Here is a 13,968-nt window from a genome sequence, read left to right as displayed (position 1 = left end):
GAGTTAGAAATTCATGGAATTTTTCGATCGCCGCATTGTCCGTCGTATAGTTGGTTCGATACGACGGAGGCGCGATGAGAGGTCGACCGAAAGCGGAGTTGGTGTTGAGTGAATCGGAACGTGAGCAGTTGCAGGCCTGGTCGCGTCGGCGCAAGACAGCTCAGGCGCTCGCCCTGCGCTCGCGCATCGTTTTGAACTGCGCCAGCGGCATCAGCAACAAAGTCGTAGCCGACACGCTTGGTGTCACGCCGCAGACGGTAACGAAATGGCGTGCGCGCTTTCTCAAGCAGCGACTCGATGGATTGCTCGACGCACCCCGGCCAGGCGCGCCACGCACCATTGATGATGCTCGGGTCGATGCACTCATTGCCAAGACGCTGGAAGAACAACCGACCAAAGCGACACATTGGAGCACGCGCACCATGGCGCGCGAAAGTGGTCTGTCGCAGACGGCGGTGAGTCGGATCTGGCGTGCGTTTGGCCTGCAGCCTCATCGTCAGGAAACCTTCAAGCTGTCCACCGATCCGCAGTTCGTTGCCAAGACGCGTGACATCGTCGGTTTGTATCTCGATCCGCCGACCAAGGCCATGGTGTTGTGTGTGGACGAGAAGAGCCAGATTCAAGCACTGGACCGGACTCAACCGATTCTGCCGTTGGCCCCCGGCATAGCCGAGCGCCGTACGCACGATTACGAACGCCATGGCACTACGACGTTGTTCGCGGCCCTGGATATCGCCACCGGAGAAGTCATCGGCCAATTGCATCGGCGCCATCGCGGCACTGAGTTCCTGAAGTTCCTGCGTACGATCGAAGCCAACGTTCCTCCTCAATTGGACGTGCATTTGGTGATGGACAACTATGGGACTCACAAGACACCGACCGTGCGCGCCTGGTTTGCTCGTCATCCGCGTTTTCATATCCATTTCACTCCAACATCGGCTTCTTGGCTTAATCAGGTGGAGCGCTGGTTCGCCACACTGACTGAAAAACAAATCCGGCGCGGAACCCATCGTTCAACACGCCAGTTGGAAGACGCGATTCGCCACTATCTCGACATCTACAACGCTGAGCCGCAGCCCTTCATGTGGACAAAATCTGCTGACGACATCATGGCCAGCATCGAACGATTTTGTTTGCGAATCTCTAACTCAGGACACTAGATGGGGAAACTGGTAGTCGACAGGATTTCCTTCAGGACCATGAAGGTCCTGACCTGGCGCACACCGGGCAAATACAACAATTGCTCGGCGTGAAGGCGGTTAAAGCTCTCGCTGTCGCGCGTGCGTACCAGCATGAAGCAGTCGAACTCGCCTGTCACGATGTGGCACTCCATGCATCCCGAGACCTTTTGCGCGGCTTTCTCGAACGCGGCGAAAGACTCCGGCGTCGAGCGGTCCAGCACCACGCCGATGATCATCAGCATGCCCGCGTTGAGCTTCTTCGGGTCCAGCAACGCGACTGTCCCCCGGATCAGGCCCGCTTGCTTGAGCCGTTCCACGCGACGCAAACACGCCGGTGCACTCAGGTTCACCTTGTCCGCAAGCGCGACGTTGGATATAGAGGCGTCACGCTGAAGCTGCCTGAGGATCGCGCGGTCGACGCGGTCCAGCTCAGCGCCGGATTGCTCGCTTACACGCGAATCAGCACGAACTTTTGTTGCGCTCATGACTATTTCTCCACACGTTAATTACGTCGTTCAGTAGTTGAGTCAGTGAGAATTAAACAAACGACAATTTATTCGCAACCCTGTTTCAGCCAAAGTTTTTTACCATACTTCTCATCGACGCAAATAAATGCGACGAAGTGGCTGTCTACCGGAGCGACACATGAACCTCAAGAAATTTCCCCGTCACGCGCTCACTTTCGGGCCAACGCCGATCCAGCCGCTCGCACGGCTGTCGGAACATCTTGGCGGCAAGGTCGAGCTCTATGCCAAGCGCGAAGACTGCAACAGCGGCCTCGCATTCGGCGGCAATAAGACCCGCAAGCTCGAATACCTGATCCCGGAAGCGATCGCGCAAGGCTGCGACACGCTGGTGTCCATCGGTGGGATTCAGTCGAACCAGACGCGTCAGGTCGCCGCTGTTGCTGCGCACCTCGGCATGAAATGTGTGCTGGTGCAGGAAAACTGGGTGAACTACTCGGACGCGGTGTATGACCGCGTGGGCAATATCCAGATGTCCCGGATCATGGGCGCCGATGTGCGCCTGGTCGCGGACGGTTTCGATATCGGCTTTCGCAAGAGTTGGGAAGACGCTCTGGACGATGTCCGGAAGGCGGGCGGCAAGCCCTACGCTATCCCCGCTGGTTGCTCGGACCATCCGCTAGGCGGCCTGGGCTTCGTGGGTTTCGCGGAAGAAGTGCGCCAGCAGGAAGCGGAGCTGGGTTTCAAGTTCGATTACATCGTGGTCTGTTCGGTCACGGGCAGCACGCAGGCGGGCATGGTCGTGGGTTTTGCGGAGGACGGACGCGCGGATCGGGTGATCGGTATCGATGCATCGGCCAAGCCTGAAAAGACCCGTGAGCAAATCCACCGGATCGCGCGGAAAACGGCCGAGCAGGTAGAGCTGGGACGCGACATCACGTTGAACGATATCGTGCTGGACGAACGCTATGGCGGTCCCGAATACGGCTTGCCGAACGAAGGCACGCTCGAGGCCATCCGCCTGTGCGCGAAGCTGGAAGGCGTGTTGACCGACCCCGTGTACGAAGGCAAGTCCATGCACGGCATGATCGATAAAGTGAAGCGCGGCGAGTTCCCGGAAGGCTCGAAGGTGCTGTATGCGCATCTTGGCGGCGTGCCGGCGTTGAACGCTTATAGCTTCCTGTTTCGCGAAGGTTGATCGAGTAAATGCGCGGACGAAAAGCGCTCAGATGCGGGGCGTTTCGTTCGCGGCTTGGGGTATGGCGATATGACGACACTATGTCTTCGCCCCGAAGCCATCGGTATCCAAGCAGATGTTGCTGAATTCTTCAGCTTGTTCCCGCAGCCCGTTAATAACTAGCGGAGCCGATGGAATAGATGTCGAACCCGAAGCGTTGTGTGAATGCAGCCAGAACAGACCGGTGAACCGGTGATGGCTGCAATCACTCCACACTTACGGGTTTCTTCATGCTCAACTCGCTCATTTCCCGTCGCCGCCTGATTGCAGGCGGAACACTGGCATCGGCTGGCGTCGCGCTCTCGAAGTTCGCATTCGGCGCTTCCATGCAGGACACATCGGCCCAATCTCCCGCCGATGCAAAAGTGACGCTCGGCGTTGTGCCCGCTTACCTCGGTTCATCGCCGCAAACGCTGCCACCCTTGCCTTACGCTGACAACGCGCTCGAACCGGTGATCTCGGCGCGCACCATCGGGTTTCATTACGGCAAGCACCATCGCGCGTATTTCGATAACCTGCACAAGCTGCTGGCCGGTACCCCTTTGGAGCAGGCATCGCTTGAACAAGTGATCATGCAATCGCACGATCAACCCGCTCTCGCCGATGTCTTCAACAACGCCGCGCAAGCCTGGAATCACAACTTCTACTGGAATTCGCTGAGCCCGGTTACTACCCAGCCGAGCGAAAAACTCCAGGCGGCAATCGTACGCAAGTTTGGTTCAACCGATGCGTTGACGAAGGCTTTGGTGAAGACGTCGGCATCGCAGTTCGGCAGTGGCTGGGGCTGGCTGGTAGTGGACCAGGGCGAGCTTGCGGTCATCAAGACGAGCAACGCGGAAACACCATTCACGCGGGGCCTCGCGCCGTTGCTCACGGTCGATGTATGGGAGCATGCGTATTACCTGGACTATCAGAATCGCCGTCCCGACTACCTCGTCGCTACCGTGTCACAGCATTTGAACTGGGCGTTTGCGTCGGCTAATCTGGAGCGCGTCTGAGCAAGACTGTGCGGATATGCGCGCTGCGTGGCCGCGGGCGCACAATCCGTGCTGCTTAGTCAGTCATTTCATTCAAGCAGGAGTTTCATGTTCACTCATTTCGACCGCGCAAGCCGGGTGGCGGCTTTGATGGTCCTCAGCGTTGCCAGCACTGCCGCGTCCGCTGCGTCCTCTATCGATCCTCCCCAGGCGGAACGTGTCGTGACGACGACCGCTTCCGGCGTGCAGGTGTATTCATGCGAATACGATGCGCAACATCATTTGGGTTGGGTGTTCAAGAACCCGCAGGCAACGCTCTACGATACAAGCGGCCAGGCGTTGCTCCGGCACGCGGCGGGGCCATCGTGGGAGGCGGATGATGGCAGCCGGATCGTAGGCCACGTGATCGCGCAAACGCCGAGCGAGACCACCGCAAGCGTGCCGCAGTTATTGCTTGAAACCCACAGCACTGGGACAAGCGGCATGCTGTCTGCTATTCGTTATGTTCAACGCGTGAACACCGTGGGCGGCGTGATGCCGGCCTCGCCATGTTCGACCGAACATGAGCTTGGCAGCTCGCCTTATATCGCCAACTACATTTTCTACAAGTAGCGGAAGCGGCCATGATGGCTTGCACTACCGGCGTTGATTTCTTCAAAGGACAATCATGCGTGACTCCAGATTGCTGCCTCGCTTTCGTGCATTCCGGGCGGGTTTGCTGATTGCGTTTGCCTTGTCGATGTCGGCTTGCACGGCATTGAGCGTGGTGACGCATTCAGTGTCGCTCGACGAAGCCAGTGTTCCTGCGGGGCGTTATCAACTCGACCCGCATCACTGGAACGTCAGTTTCGATGTCGATCACTTCAAGTATTCGCGCTTCGTCATGCGCTTCGACAAGACCGCCGCGCAGTTGAACTGGGATGCAGCCGGCATGGAGCACAGCGCGGTGACGGCGGATATCGATGCAAGCAGCCTGGACACCAACGTCCCGATTCTCGACAAGATGGTCAAGGGCCCGGATATGCTCGACGTCGAGCGTTTTCCGACGATTCACTTCGCGAGTACGGCGTTCAGGCGCACGGCGGATGACAAGGGCGAACTGACCGGTGACCTGACCATTCATGGCACGACGCGGCCGGTCACGCTTGACGTTACATTCAAGGGGCATGCGCCGAATCCGCTGACCAAACAACAGACGCTGGGCTTTTCCGCCGATGGGCATTTCAGCCGCGCGCAGTTCGGTTTATCGACGTGGTACCCGGCCGTGGGTAACGACGTGCACGTGGCGATTCAGGCTGAGTTTGTAGCGGTCGCGCCGGACGCCGCGTCTCAGTGATTGACGGCGTGAGCGCGGGGAAGCGGGTGCTTTATCTGCTTGCCATGCGTCGCGGGGCGCGTCATGCGCCCGCGCGTTTGATCCTGCCTGCTGTCCTGTTCGGACACTCGTCGTGAGTGGCCGTTTCTGATCTACCAGCCGTAAAAGCGGTCCCACGCGGCGACGGTTCCGTCTTCCGAGCGCGCGTGATAAGCGGGAAATTGCGCACCGGTAGCGCATGCATGATTCGGCAAGATCAGCAGCCGTGTACCAACCGGCAGATGGACCGAGATGTCGCGATCCGGATGATCCACGTTCGCGAGAATGCCATGCTCCTGGTTCGCGCCCGTGAGCATGTAACCATCAAGCGGTGCGCCATCGAGCGTACAAGCCTGTCCGTAACCATAGTCATGCGTTTGTTTCGCCGTGCCGCGATCGCGGCTCATCGCCATCCAGCCGGCATCGAGGATAGCCCAGCCCTTGTCCACCTGATGACCAATGACCGTTGTCAACACGGTGAGCGCCAGATCGCCGGTCGCGCAGACGCCAACGTTGCGCATGACGAGATCAAAAAACACATACACGCCCGCCCGTACCTCCGTGACGCCTTCAAGATGCTGCGCGGCAAGCGCCGTTGGCGTGGAACCGACGCTCACGACATCGCACGGCAAACCCGCATCGTGCAAACGCTCGGCGGCGCGCACGCAACCCGCGCGTTCCTGCTCCGCGAGCGCAGCGAGGGCGTCGGGCGTGTTGAGATCGTAGCTCGACCCGGCATGGGTCATGACGCCGCCAAGACGGGCTCCATGATGGCCACCATCGCCATGCAGCGTCCGCCCGATATCGAGCAAGCGAGGTTCATCGGGCTGGACGCCTGAACGATGACCGTCGGTATCTATTTCGATCCACACCTCGAAGGTTTCGCCATGAGCGCGGCCGAATTCGGCAACGGCGTGCGCGGCCTCCAGGTTATCGACGATCAGTTTGAGATCGCATCCCGCGCGGCGTAAGGCCAGCGCGCGAGGCAGTTTCGATGCAATGATGCCCACCGCGTACAGGATGTCGCCGAAGCCTGCCGCGAAAAACTGCTCGGCTTCCTTGAGCGTCGACACCGTGATGCCGCGGGCGCCCGCATCGCGCTGCGCCTGCGCGACTTCCACACATTTCGTCGTCTTCACATGCGGGCGGAACGCGACACCGAGCGTATCCATCCGGCTCTGCATGCGAGCGATGTTGCGCTCCATGCGCGGCCGGTCGATCAACGCGGCGGGGGTTTCGATCTGATCAAGCGTCATGACGTGGACGTTCCCTTCGATAAATTGAAACCGCGCAGCCAAGGCAGCAGCGCGTCGAGCGTAGGTGCTTCGAGCTCGGGCGCCTGCGCGCCTGGCACGAGCTCCAGACCCACGCGGTTATGCCAGTAAGTGCGCAAGCCGGTCGCTGCCGTGCCGAACATGTCGTAGCTCGAACCGGCAACGAATGCGGCTTCATCCGCGTTGACCTTCAAGCGATCGAGCGCCATCTGATAGGGCCGCGGGTCGGGTTTATAGAAGCCCGCGCTTTCGGCGGTCACGATCACGTCCCAGTCGATATCGAACAGACCGGCGGCCTGCTCGCCGAGGCGCCTGGAGCAGTTCGTCACGATCGCCAGCCGGCAATGCGGTGCGAGCTTGCGCAGCACTTCATTCGCGCCGCTCCAGGGGGCAAGTTGCAGCCATTGTGCTTCCAGCACGCGGGCGGCTGACTCACGCAAGCCCACCTGCAGCGCGGCCTGGCTGACGAGTTCTTCGTAGGGAACGTAGGCGCCGCAACCGTAGGTCAGGCGCAAGTATTGCGCGCGCCAGGCGCGGCCGGCGGTTTCACTGCCGGCTGCGCGATTCCACAGGCTCCATGAATCGAGCAGGGCGGTCAGCAGGTCGAACAGCACCGCTTTCGGATAGGTTGGGGTAGATTGATTTGGCATGATGGAAGCGACTTTACTGATGAAACCCTAAGCTGTGTTTAAATTCAGGCACATCTATCCTTAAGCAAAATTGAACGATGGAACTCGCTGACCTCAGGCTCGTCACCATGCTTGCGCGCTCGGAATCGCTGAGCGCGGCGGCCCGTGTCCTGAACGTGACGCCGTCGGCGCTCTCCATGCGGCTGAAGAAGCTGGAGAAGGCGCTGGGCGTGACGCTCGCTACCCGCGATGCACGGCATATGTCGCTGACCGCGGACGGCGCGAGACTGGCACGCGAAGCGCAAGGGTTGCTGAGCGCTATCGAGGCGCTTCCCGACACCTTCCGCGAACAGACCGCGCAACTCGCCGGGCATATCCGGATTGCCGCGCCGTTCGGTTTTGGACGCGTGCATATTGCACCATTGCTTGCGCGGTTTGCCCGCGCGAATCCGGGGATTCGCCTGCAACTCGACCTGCTCGAAACGCCCTGGCCCCACAGCCATGCCGCCGATGTCGTGATCCAGATCGGCACTGTCCGCGACTCATCGTGGAGCGCGCGGCCGTTGGTCGCGAACGAGCGCTGGTTGTGCGCGAGCCCGGGTTATATCGCGGCTCGCGGTTATCCGCGCGAACCACGCGAGATTCTCGAACACGACTGCATCTGCATCCGCGAAAACGATGAGGATGTGACGCTCTGGCGTGTGCGCCGGCGAAAGTCGGACGCGGGCAGGAAGCCGTCGTCACCCAACACGCTGCGCGTCACGCCCGCGTTCACCACGAACGACGGCAGCGTCGCGCGCCGATGGGCGGAAGAAGGCCTGGGGCTCGTGCTGCGCTCGCAATGGGATGTGGCCGATGCGGTCGCGGCCGGCAAACTGGTGAGACTCCTGAGCGAGTGGGACTTCGGTAGCGCGCCGGTCATCGCATTGGTGCCTACGCGCAAGGGGCGCTCGCTGCGCATCCAGGCGTTGTTGAATTATCTCGCGGCGAATCTTGGCGCAGAGACGGCCGGTGAGAGGGCGAAGGGGCGTTGACGGCTCTATGTCGGGGGACTTTATAATCGAAGCGATCGAATTCAAAAATCATCGCGTGCCGGGTCGATCGTCACGCTTCAGGGAGTGAGCGCATGAAGTATTCGAATCTCGTCGAGCGCCTGCAGGGCAAGCGCACGGCTGCCTGGGAAATCCATCACGCCGCACAGCAGGCTTTGCAGAACGGCGAGGACGTCATCGTCCTGAGCGTTGGAGACCCCGACTTCGCGACACCCGAAGTGATTGTCGATCGCGCGGTAGCCGCGCTGCGAGCCGGCGACACGCATTACGCGGAAGTGGTAGGCCGCGAGCCGTTGCGTTCGGCCATCGCACGCGATCACTCGCGCCAGACCGGCGCGAGCGTGGATGCGAGCAATGTGATCGTGGTCGCGGGCGCGCAGAACGGGCTCTTCGCGACGTCCTTGTGCCTGTGCGAAGCGGGCGACGAGATCATCGTGCCCGAGCCAATGTACCTGACCTACGAGGCCAGCGTCCGCGCATCGGGCGCCACGCTGGTGCCCGTGGCCGTCGATCCGGGAAAAGCGTTTCATCTGGACTGCGCGGCGCTCGAGGCAGCCATCACTCCGCGCACCAAGGCCATCTTTTTCGCCACGCCTTGCAACCCGACGGGCGTGGTGATGCCGCTTGAGGATCTTGAGCGTATCGCCGAACTGGCTCGCAAGCATGATCTCTGGATCGTCGCCGACGAGGTCTATGCGGACCTGACGTTTGAGCGCGAGCATGTGAGCATTGCGTCGCTTGCGGGCATGGCCGAGCGTACTGTGACTATCGGCAGCTTGTCGAAGTCGCATGCCATGCCCGGTTGGCGCGTGGGCTGGGTGATTGGACCGAAGACGCTGATCGAGCATCTCGGGCGGCTTGCGCTTTGCATGCTCTACGGCTTGCCGGGTTTCATTCAGGAAGCGGCGTTGACCGCGCTCGAGAACCGGGCGCAGATCGTGGCGGACATGCGTGAGATTTACCGGCGGCGGCGCGACGTCGTGTTCAATCGTCTGCGCGACGTGCCGGGCTTGCGTTGTTTGTTGCCCGAGGCAGGCATGTTCATGATGGTCGATGTGACCGGCACCGGGCTCGATGCCTATGAGTTCAGCTGGCAGCTATTCCGCGCGCAAGGCGTTTCGCTGCTCGATGCCAGCGCGTTCGGCGAGACGGCGAACGGTTATGTAAGGCTGGGTTTTGTCGTCGATGAAACCCGGCTCGCGCAGGCGTGCGACCGTATCGCGGCGTTTGTTGCGGGCTTGATGCGAACGGTAAAGACTTGAGTTACGGGGCAACTTAGGTTCAAGCCGATCCGCTGTCCGGTTCTTCCGGCTCGTCGATCTGAATCTTCGTCTCGAACTTCGAGCAGTTCATCGCGAAGTTGCTCTTGAAGTTGCGCACGTTGTTGTTCGATGAAAACAACCGGCGCGTGAACGCGTGATACCGCTCCATGGACGCCGAGTTCACGATCAGCAGGAAGTCGAACTCGCCGGACACTTCGTAGCAGGCCATCACATCGCCTTCCGCCATCATGCGGCGCTCGAACGCGCGCAGCAGCGCGTCATTCTGCTTGTCCAGTTCCACCGATACAAACACGGTCAGCGGCTTGCCGACCCGCATGCGATCAACAATAGCGACTTCCTTCAGCAACACGCCGTCCGAGCGCAACTGCGCGATCCGGCGCTGACAGGTTGCGACCGATGCATTGGCTTCGGTCGCGAGCACGCGTAGCGGCGTAGCCGCGTTCTCTTGCAGCAGGTTGAGGATTCGAACGTCGAGCCGGTCGAGTGCCATGGGTGTGTCCTCGGATGAACGCAGCGTTCGTTGAGTTTAAAGGCTCGAAATAGAACGGAATTATCAGGTATTGGCGCCTAAATGAGATTTTTTCTCAGTCGATGGTTCCTATACTGGAGCACAGCAGGAATCGAGCGGATACGAGGAGAGACATGATGGACACCATCAGCGCGGCGTTGGACTTCGATCATCAATTGACGCAGTGGCGACACCGCTTTCATCGCGCGCCCGAGACTGGCTTCGAGGAACACGAGACGAGCGCCTTCGCGGCTCAGGTGCTCGAGGGCTTTGGGCTTGAGGTGACGCGGGGTATCGGCGGAACGGGATTTGTTGCGAGCCTGTCCTGCGGCGATGGCCGCGGTGTGATCGGTCTGCGTGCGGAGATGGATGCGCTCAACATCCATGAGCAAGCGCCGGAGCGCAGCCACGCGTCTGTTCGCACCGGCAAGTCCCACGCTTGCGGGCACGATGGCCACATGAGCATGGTGCTTGGCGCGGCCAAGCTTTTATGCGAGCGTCGCGATTTCAACGGGACGGTGCGTTTCATCTTCCAGCCCGCCGAGGAACACGGCAAAGGCGCGAAGGCGATGATCGCCGACAAGCTGTTCGAGCGATTTCCCGTCGATGAAATCTATGGTGTTCATAACATTCCAGGCTTGCAAGCTGGAGCCATCGCAACGCGGGCCGGCGGGATCATGGCGAGTGAGGATAACTTCGTTATCCGTATCAATGGCCGAGGTGGGCATGCTGCACGACCGCATATGACTATCGATCCCATTGTGATTGCTGCAGAGATCGTGCTGGCTTTGCAGACGGTTGTATCGAGGAGTGTCGATCCTGGTGTGCCCGCGGTGATCTCCTGCACGGAGTTGTTCACCGATGGTATTCGCAACGCGATTCCCGGACAGGTGATCATCAAGGGCGACACACGCAGTTACACGCCTGACGTGCAGCGGTTGCTCGAGAGCCGGATGCGCAGCATCAGCGAGGGTATTTGCGCGGCTCACGGCGCCGAATGTTCGTTCGAATACACGCATGAGTTTGTTCCCACGGTGAATACGCCGGAATGCGTTCCGACAGCGATCACGGCAGCGACGACGATTGTGGGCGCGGCGAATGTGGACGGCAACGTGGCCCCGATGATGATCTCCGAAGACTTCGGCGCGTTTCTTCAGGTGGTGCCCGGAAACTTTGCGTTCATCGGAAATGGCGCTGAGGGCGAGCCGGGTGCGACGCCGCTTCACAACGCCCGCTACGATTTCAACGATGCCGTCTTGCCCATTGGCGCGCGTTATCTGGCCGAGATCGTGCGTACTAAACTGCCGGTCGTCCATGGCTATGACCCTATCCAGAACCAGAGGAAAGTTTGATGCTGCAACTTAACGCCGGCGCGCGCCGGGGGCGTTACGACGAATCGCTTCGCGACATCCTGAACATTCAAGCCGCCGATGAAAGCCGCGCGTGGTTATCGACGTGGGACGGATTGAACGCCGGTCCGACACCCTTGTGGGATCTGCCGGATCTTGCTGTCCGGCTGGGGGTTGGATCGATCAGTGTGAAGGATGAAGGCTATCGTTCCCCGCTTGGCAGCTTCAAGGCGCTGGGCGCACCGATCGCGCTGATCCGTTTGATTCGACGTCTTTGGCCCGAGCAGGACTTCGCCCCGGCGAAATTAACTGCCGGGCATTACAAGGCGCTGTTGCGGGATTTCACGGTCATCAGCGCGACCGATGGCAATCACGGCCGCGCGTTGGCAGCGGCTGCGCGCAGCGTTGGTTGCCGATGCGTGATCGTGCTGCATCGCCACGTGAACGATGAACGGCGACTTGCCATAGAACAGTTGGGCGCGCAGATCGTGCAGATCGACGGCAACTACGACGAGTCGGTGAAGGAGGCCGCGCGCCTGGCGGATGAGCACGGTTGGCATGTCGTTTCCGATACCTCATACGACGGCTACGAAACCATCCCGCGCGACGTGATGCAGGGATACGCGACGATCGCAGCCGAAGCGATCGAGCAACGTAGCGAAGGCCTTTATACGCATGTGTTCATTCAGGGCGGCGTGGGCGGACTGGCGGCCGGTGTCGTCAGTTACTTCGCCGAACGCTTCGGCGAGCGGCGGCCGTTCTGCGTGATTGTTGAACCGGACCAGGCGGACTGCCTGTTGCAAAGCGCGATTAGAGGACGGGCGGAGCTTGCTACCGGCTCCGTCGACTCGATCATGGCAGGGCTTGCTTGCGGAGAAGCGTCGCCGTTGGCGTGGCGTTTCCTGGCCGTTCTCGCCGATGCCTTCATGGCCATTCCCGACGATGCCGCCGTCAATGCCATGCGTATCTTCGCTGCAGGCGCCGTGCGCGATGTTCCGATTGTGGCGGGGGAATCGGGCGCGGCCGGTCTTGCCGGGCTCATCCAGGCGAGCAGCAGCGCGGAAGATCGCGCTGCGCTCGGGCTCAATGAACAGTCGCATGTGCTGCTGCTGAACACGGAGGGTGCTACCGCGCCGGCGTTGTATCAGCAGTTGGCGGGGATTCGCGCCGATGAGGTGCTAGAGGCGCAGCGGCGCCGGCTCGCAGTTAGGCAACAACAGTGACCGCCGGATCGGCCGCGGCGAATGCCGCTGCGCGATCGGCTGCAGGCGGATAGATCCATTCGGTGCAAATCTGCCGCTTGAGCGCCTTCGCCTCCGTGCCGACGAGCTTGATCTCGCGATCCCACCCTTCGGTATAAACCGCGCCCCACGATCCGAGATCGAGACACGTCACATATACCGGCTGCCGATAAGGCAAAAGCTCCACGCCGACCAGATCAGCCGCCACGTTGTGGCCCGCGAACCGGCCCATGTTCATCGCGTGCTGGCATGACATGAGCGCGTGATTTCCTGCGTCGTCGGTAGCGGCGAAGGCGACGTCGCCGGCGGCAAAGATGTCTTGCGTTCCCGATACACGCAGGTCCGCATCGACATGCAAGCGCCCGAGCCGGTCGCGCTCGGCGTTGAGCTTTTTCGTAAGCACGTTGGCGCGCATGCCTGCTGTCCAGATCACCGTCTTTGTATCGATGCGTTGGCCGGTCGATGTGACGATCCCATCGGTATCGATGGCGCTTACGGAAGTGCCCAAACGCACGGTTATGTCGAGTTCAGTCAAAGCCTGCTCGATCACAGGCCGGGGGCCGAGGCCAAGATCAGGTCCGACTGCATCGGCTTGTTCTATCACGATCACGTTGACGGATGTGGTGCTCCCCAATATGGAACGCAATCGCTCCGGAAGTTCGGTCGCTATCTCGATGCCCGTAAATCCGCCGCCCACCACGACTACCGTGTTACGGGCCGGCGTATCAGGTTGAACGGCGAGCTTGCCGAGGTGCGCCTCGAGAAGCGCGGCGTCCCCGATCTGGTCGATGCTGAACGCAGCCGTCGCCAGGCCCGGCACAGGAGGACGAAAGAGCGAACTGCCGCTAGCCAGCACAAGCTTGTCATACTGTACTGTGAATGTATTTCCGTCCGCACCGATGGCATCGACTTCATGGGCCGCAGCACGAATTTCGCTCACGCTGCCCTGAATAAATTGAACGCCGGTTGCGTCGAAGAGCGGCAGCAAGGGTGCTTTCATGCCAAGCGGATTGGACTCGTGAAGACGCGGCCGGACATGCAGCATGGGCTCGGGTGCAATCAAGACCACTTCAATCCGCTCTCCGGACTTGTTCGCAATGTCCAGCAGGCGAGCCGCTCCAAGCGCGCTCCACATACCGGCAAAGCCGGCGCCGACTACCAGGATTCTCTTCACGCTATCAGTCATTTTTCGATTCCATTCATTGATCAGGTCATTTCACTTCGACGCCATGCGTTGGGACTGCATGACGAAACCAGGAAGTTCTGTCGTTCGCATAACTACGACTATAGTTGTCGTAGTTAATTTTGGCAAGTAGCTAGCTTATCGGCCTGTTATTAGGAATCCGTGTCCACTGATTGTGATTGCTCGCCATCGGCTGAATATATAAACTGTCACAACTAGGATATATAGAGTCGGAG

The 13,968-nt window shown here is 60.3% G+C and carries 14 protein-coding genes; 9 read left to right on the top strand and 5 right to left on the bottom strand.

Going from position 1 to position 13,968, the window contains the following annotated elements:
- Positions 1-74: 74 nt before the first annotated feature.
- Positions 75-1,160, top strand: coding sequence for an IS630 family transposase (locus ACSOSP_RS23410; RefSeq protein ID WP_455312806.1), 1,086 nt, complete (start codon positions 75-77; stop codon positions 1,158-1,160).
- On the opposite strand, the gene ACSOSP_RS23405 is transcribed toward ACSOSP_RS23410, so the two are convergent.
- Complete coding sequence (locus ACSOSP_RS23405) at positions 1,157-1,666, bottom strand: Lrp/AsnC family transcriptional regulator (protein ID WP_455313292.1); 510 nt, start codon at positions 1,664-1,666, stop codon at positions 1,157-1,159. The two genes, ACSOSP_RS23410 and ACSOSP_RS23405, sit on opposite strands and share 4 nt — an antisense overlap.
- A gap of 160 nt (positions 1,667-1,826) precedes the next feature.
- Between ACSOSP_RS23405 and ACSOSP_RS23400 the strand changes: the two genes are divergently transcribed.
- The 4 genes from ACSOSP_RS23400 to ACSOSP_RS23385 all read left to right on the top strand — a co-directional run bounded on the left by ACSOSP_RS23400 (position 1,827) and on the right by ACSOSP_RS23385 (position 5,195).
- Complete coding sequence (locus ACSOSP_RS23400) at positions 1,827-2,843, top strand: 1-aminocyclopropane-1-carboxylate deaminase (protein WP_455313291.1); 1,017 nt, start codon at positions 1,827-1,829, stop codon at positions 2,841-2,843.
- A gap of 419 nt (positions 2,844-3,262) precedes the next feature.
- Positions 3,263-3,880, top strand: a complete 618-nt coding sequence (locus ACSOSP_RS23395) for a superoxide dismutase (protein WP_455313647.1) — start codon at positions 3,263-3,265, stop codon at positions 3,878-3,880.
- 87 nt (positions 3,881-3,967) lie between these two features.
- Positions 3,968-4,471, top strand: coding sequence for a DUF3455 domain-containing protein (locus ACSOSP_RS23390; RefSeq protein WP_455313290.1), 504 nt, complete (start codon positions 3,968-3,970; stop codon positions 4,469-4,471).
- A gap of 55 nt (positions 4,472-4,526) precedes the next feature.
- The gene (locus ACSOSP_RS23385; protein ID WP_455313289.1) at positions 4,527-5,195 is read left to right on the top strand and encodes a YceI family protein; all 669 of its coding nucleotides are present in this window, start codon (positions 4,527-4,529) and stop codon (positions 5,193-5,195) included.
- 131 nt (positions 5,196-5,326) lie between these two features.
- On the opposite strand, the gene ACSOSP_RS23380 is transcribed toward ACSOSP_RS23385, so the two are convergent.
- Together ACSOSP_RS23380 and ACSOSP_RS23375 are read right to left on the bottom strand one after the other, a co-directional pair.
- Positions 5,327-6,469, bottom strand: a complete 1,143-nt coding sequence (locus tag ACSOSP_RS23380) for a DSD1 family PLP-dependent enzyme (protein ID WP_455313288.1) — start codon at positions 6,467-6,469, stop codon at positions 5,327-5,329.
- The gene (locus ACSOSP_RS23375) at positions 6,466-7,137 is read right to left on the bottom strand and encodes an HAD-IA family hydrolase (RefSeq protein ID WP_455313287.1); all 672 of its coding nucleotides are present in this window, start codon (positions 7,135-7,137) and stop codon (positions 6,466-6,468) included. The genes ACSOSP_RS23380 and ACSOSP_RS23375 overlap by 4 nt, the downstream gene beginning before the upstream one ends.
- A gap of 77 nt (positions 7,138-7,214) precedes the next feature.
- Here ACSOSP_RS23375 and ACSOSP_RS23370 point away from each other — a divergent pair, with 77 nt between their 5' ends.
- A complete protein-coding gene (locus ACSOSP_RS23370; protein WP_455313286.1) occupies positions 7,215-8,150 on the top strand; it encodes a LysR family transcriptional regulator in 936 nt (311 codons plus the stop codon).
- 92 nt (positions 8,151-8,242) lie between these two features.
- Positions 8,243-9,430 carry a pyridoxal phosphate-dependent aminotransferase gene (locus ACSOSP_RS23365; RefSeq protein ID WP_455313285.1) on the top strand — a complete coding sequence of 396 codons (1,188 nt, stop codon included), beginning with the start codon at positions 8,243-8,245 and terminating at the stop codon, positions 9,428-9,430.
- Between the two features lie 19 nt (positions 9,431-9,449).
- On the opposite strand, the gene ACSOSP_RS23360 is transcribed toward ACSOSP_RS23365, so the two are convergent.
- Entirely contained in the window at positions 9,450-9,941 is a 492-nt protein-coding gene (locus ACSOSP_RS23360) for an Lrp/AsnC family transcriptional regulator (protein WP_455313284.1), read from the bottom strand.
- A 152-nt stretch (positions 9,942-10,093) separates the two neighbouring features.
- Here ACSOSP_RS23360 and ACSOSP_RS23355 point away from each other — a divergent pair, with 152 nt between their 5' ends.
- Both ACSOSP_RS23355 and ACSOSP_RS23350 read left to right on the top strand, forming a co-directional pair.
- Entirely contained in the window at positions 10,094-11,311 is a 1,218-nt protein-coding gene (locus ACSOSP_RS23355) for a M20 aminoacylase family protein (RefSeq protein WP_455313283.1), read from the top strand.
- On the top strand, positions 11,311-12,531 hold the full coding sequence (locus ACSOSP_RS23350) for a diaminopropionate ammonia-lyase (RefSeq protein ID WP_455313282.1): 1,221 nt from the start codon (positions 11,311-11,313) through the stop codon (positions 12,529-12,531). Before ACSOSP_RS23355 ends, ACSOSP_RS23350 begins: the two co-directional genes overlap by 1 nt.
- On the opposite strand, the gene ACSOSP_RS23345 is transcribed toward ACSOSP_RS23350, so the two are convergent.
- Positions 12,515-13,735, bottom strand: coding sequence for an NAD(P)/FAD-dependent oxidoreductase (locus ACSOSP_RS23345; protein ID WP_455313281.1), 1,221 nt, complete (start codon positions 13,733-13,735; stop codon positions 12,515-12,517). The genes ACSOSP_RS23350 and ACSOSP_RS23345 overlap by 17 nt on opposite strands.
- Positions 13,736-13,968 lie beyond the last annotated feature (233 nt).

This window comes from Caballeronia sp. KNU42 (assembly GCF_053760385.1).
The sequence above is the reverse complement of the archived record's forward strand: the minus strand, read 5'-3'. Positions and strand labels throughout refer to the sequence as shown.

Coding starts and splice junctions, on each gene's coding strand:
- ACSOSP_RS23410 (WP_455312806.1), top strand. CDS start 75: ATGAGAGGTCGACCGAAAGCGGAGTTGGTGTTGAGTGAATCGGAACGT.
- ACSOSP_RS23405 (WP_455313292.1), bottom strand. CDS start 1,666: ATGAGCGCAACAAAAGTTCGTGCTGATTCGCGTGTAAGCGAGCAATCC.
- ACSOSP_RS23400 (WP_455313291.1), top strand. CDS start 1,827: ATGAACCTCAAGAAATTTCCCCGTCACGCGCTCACTTTCGGGCCAACG.
- ACSOSP_RS23390 (WP_455313290.1), top strand. CDS start 3,968: ATGTTCACTCATTTCGACCGCGCAAGCCGGGTGGCGGCTTTGATGGTC.
- ACSOSP_RS23385 (WP_455313289.1), top strand. CDS start 4,527: ATGCGTGACTCCAGATTGCTGCCTCGCTTTCGTGCATTCCGGGCGGGT.
- ACSOSP_RS23380 (WP_455313288.1), bottom strand. CDS start 6,469: ATGACGCTTGATCAGATCGAAACCCCCGCCGCGTTGATCGACCGGCCG.
- ACSOSP_RS23375 (WP_455313287.1), bottom strand. CDS start 7,137: ATGCCAAATCAATCTACCCCAACCTATCCGAAAGCGGTGCTGTTCGAC.
- ACSOSP_RS23370 (WP_455313286.1), top strand. CDS start 7,215: ATGGAACTCGCTGACCTCAGGCTCGTCACCATGCTTGCGCGCTCGGAA.
- ACSOSP_RS23365 (WP_455313285.1), top strand. CDS start 8,243: ATGAAGTATTCGAATCTCGTCGAGCGCCTGCAGGGCAAGCGCACGGCT.
- ACSOSP_RS23360 (WP_455313284.1), bottom strand. CDS start 9,941: ATGGCACTCGACCGGCTCGACGTTCGAATCCTCAACCTGCTGCAAGAG.
- ACSOSP_RS23355 (WP_455313283.1), top strand. CDS start 10,094: ATGATGGACACCATCAGCGCGGCGTTGGACTTCGATCATCAATTGACG.
- ACSOSP_RS23350 (WP_455313282.1), top strand. CDS start 11,311: ATGCTGCAACTTAACGCCGGCGCGCGCCGGGGGCGTTACGACGAATCG.
- ACSOSP_RS23345 (WP_455313281.1), bottom strand. CDS start 13,735: ATGACTGATAGCGTGAAGAGAATCCTGGTAGTCGGCGCCGGCTTTGCC.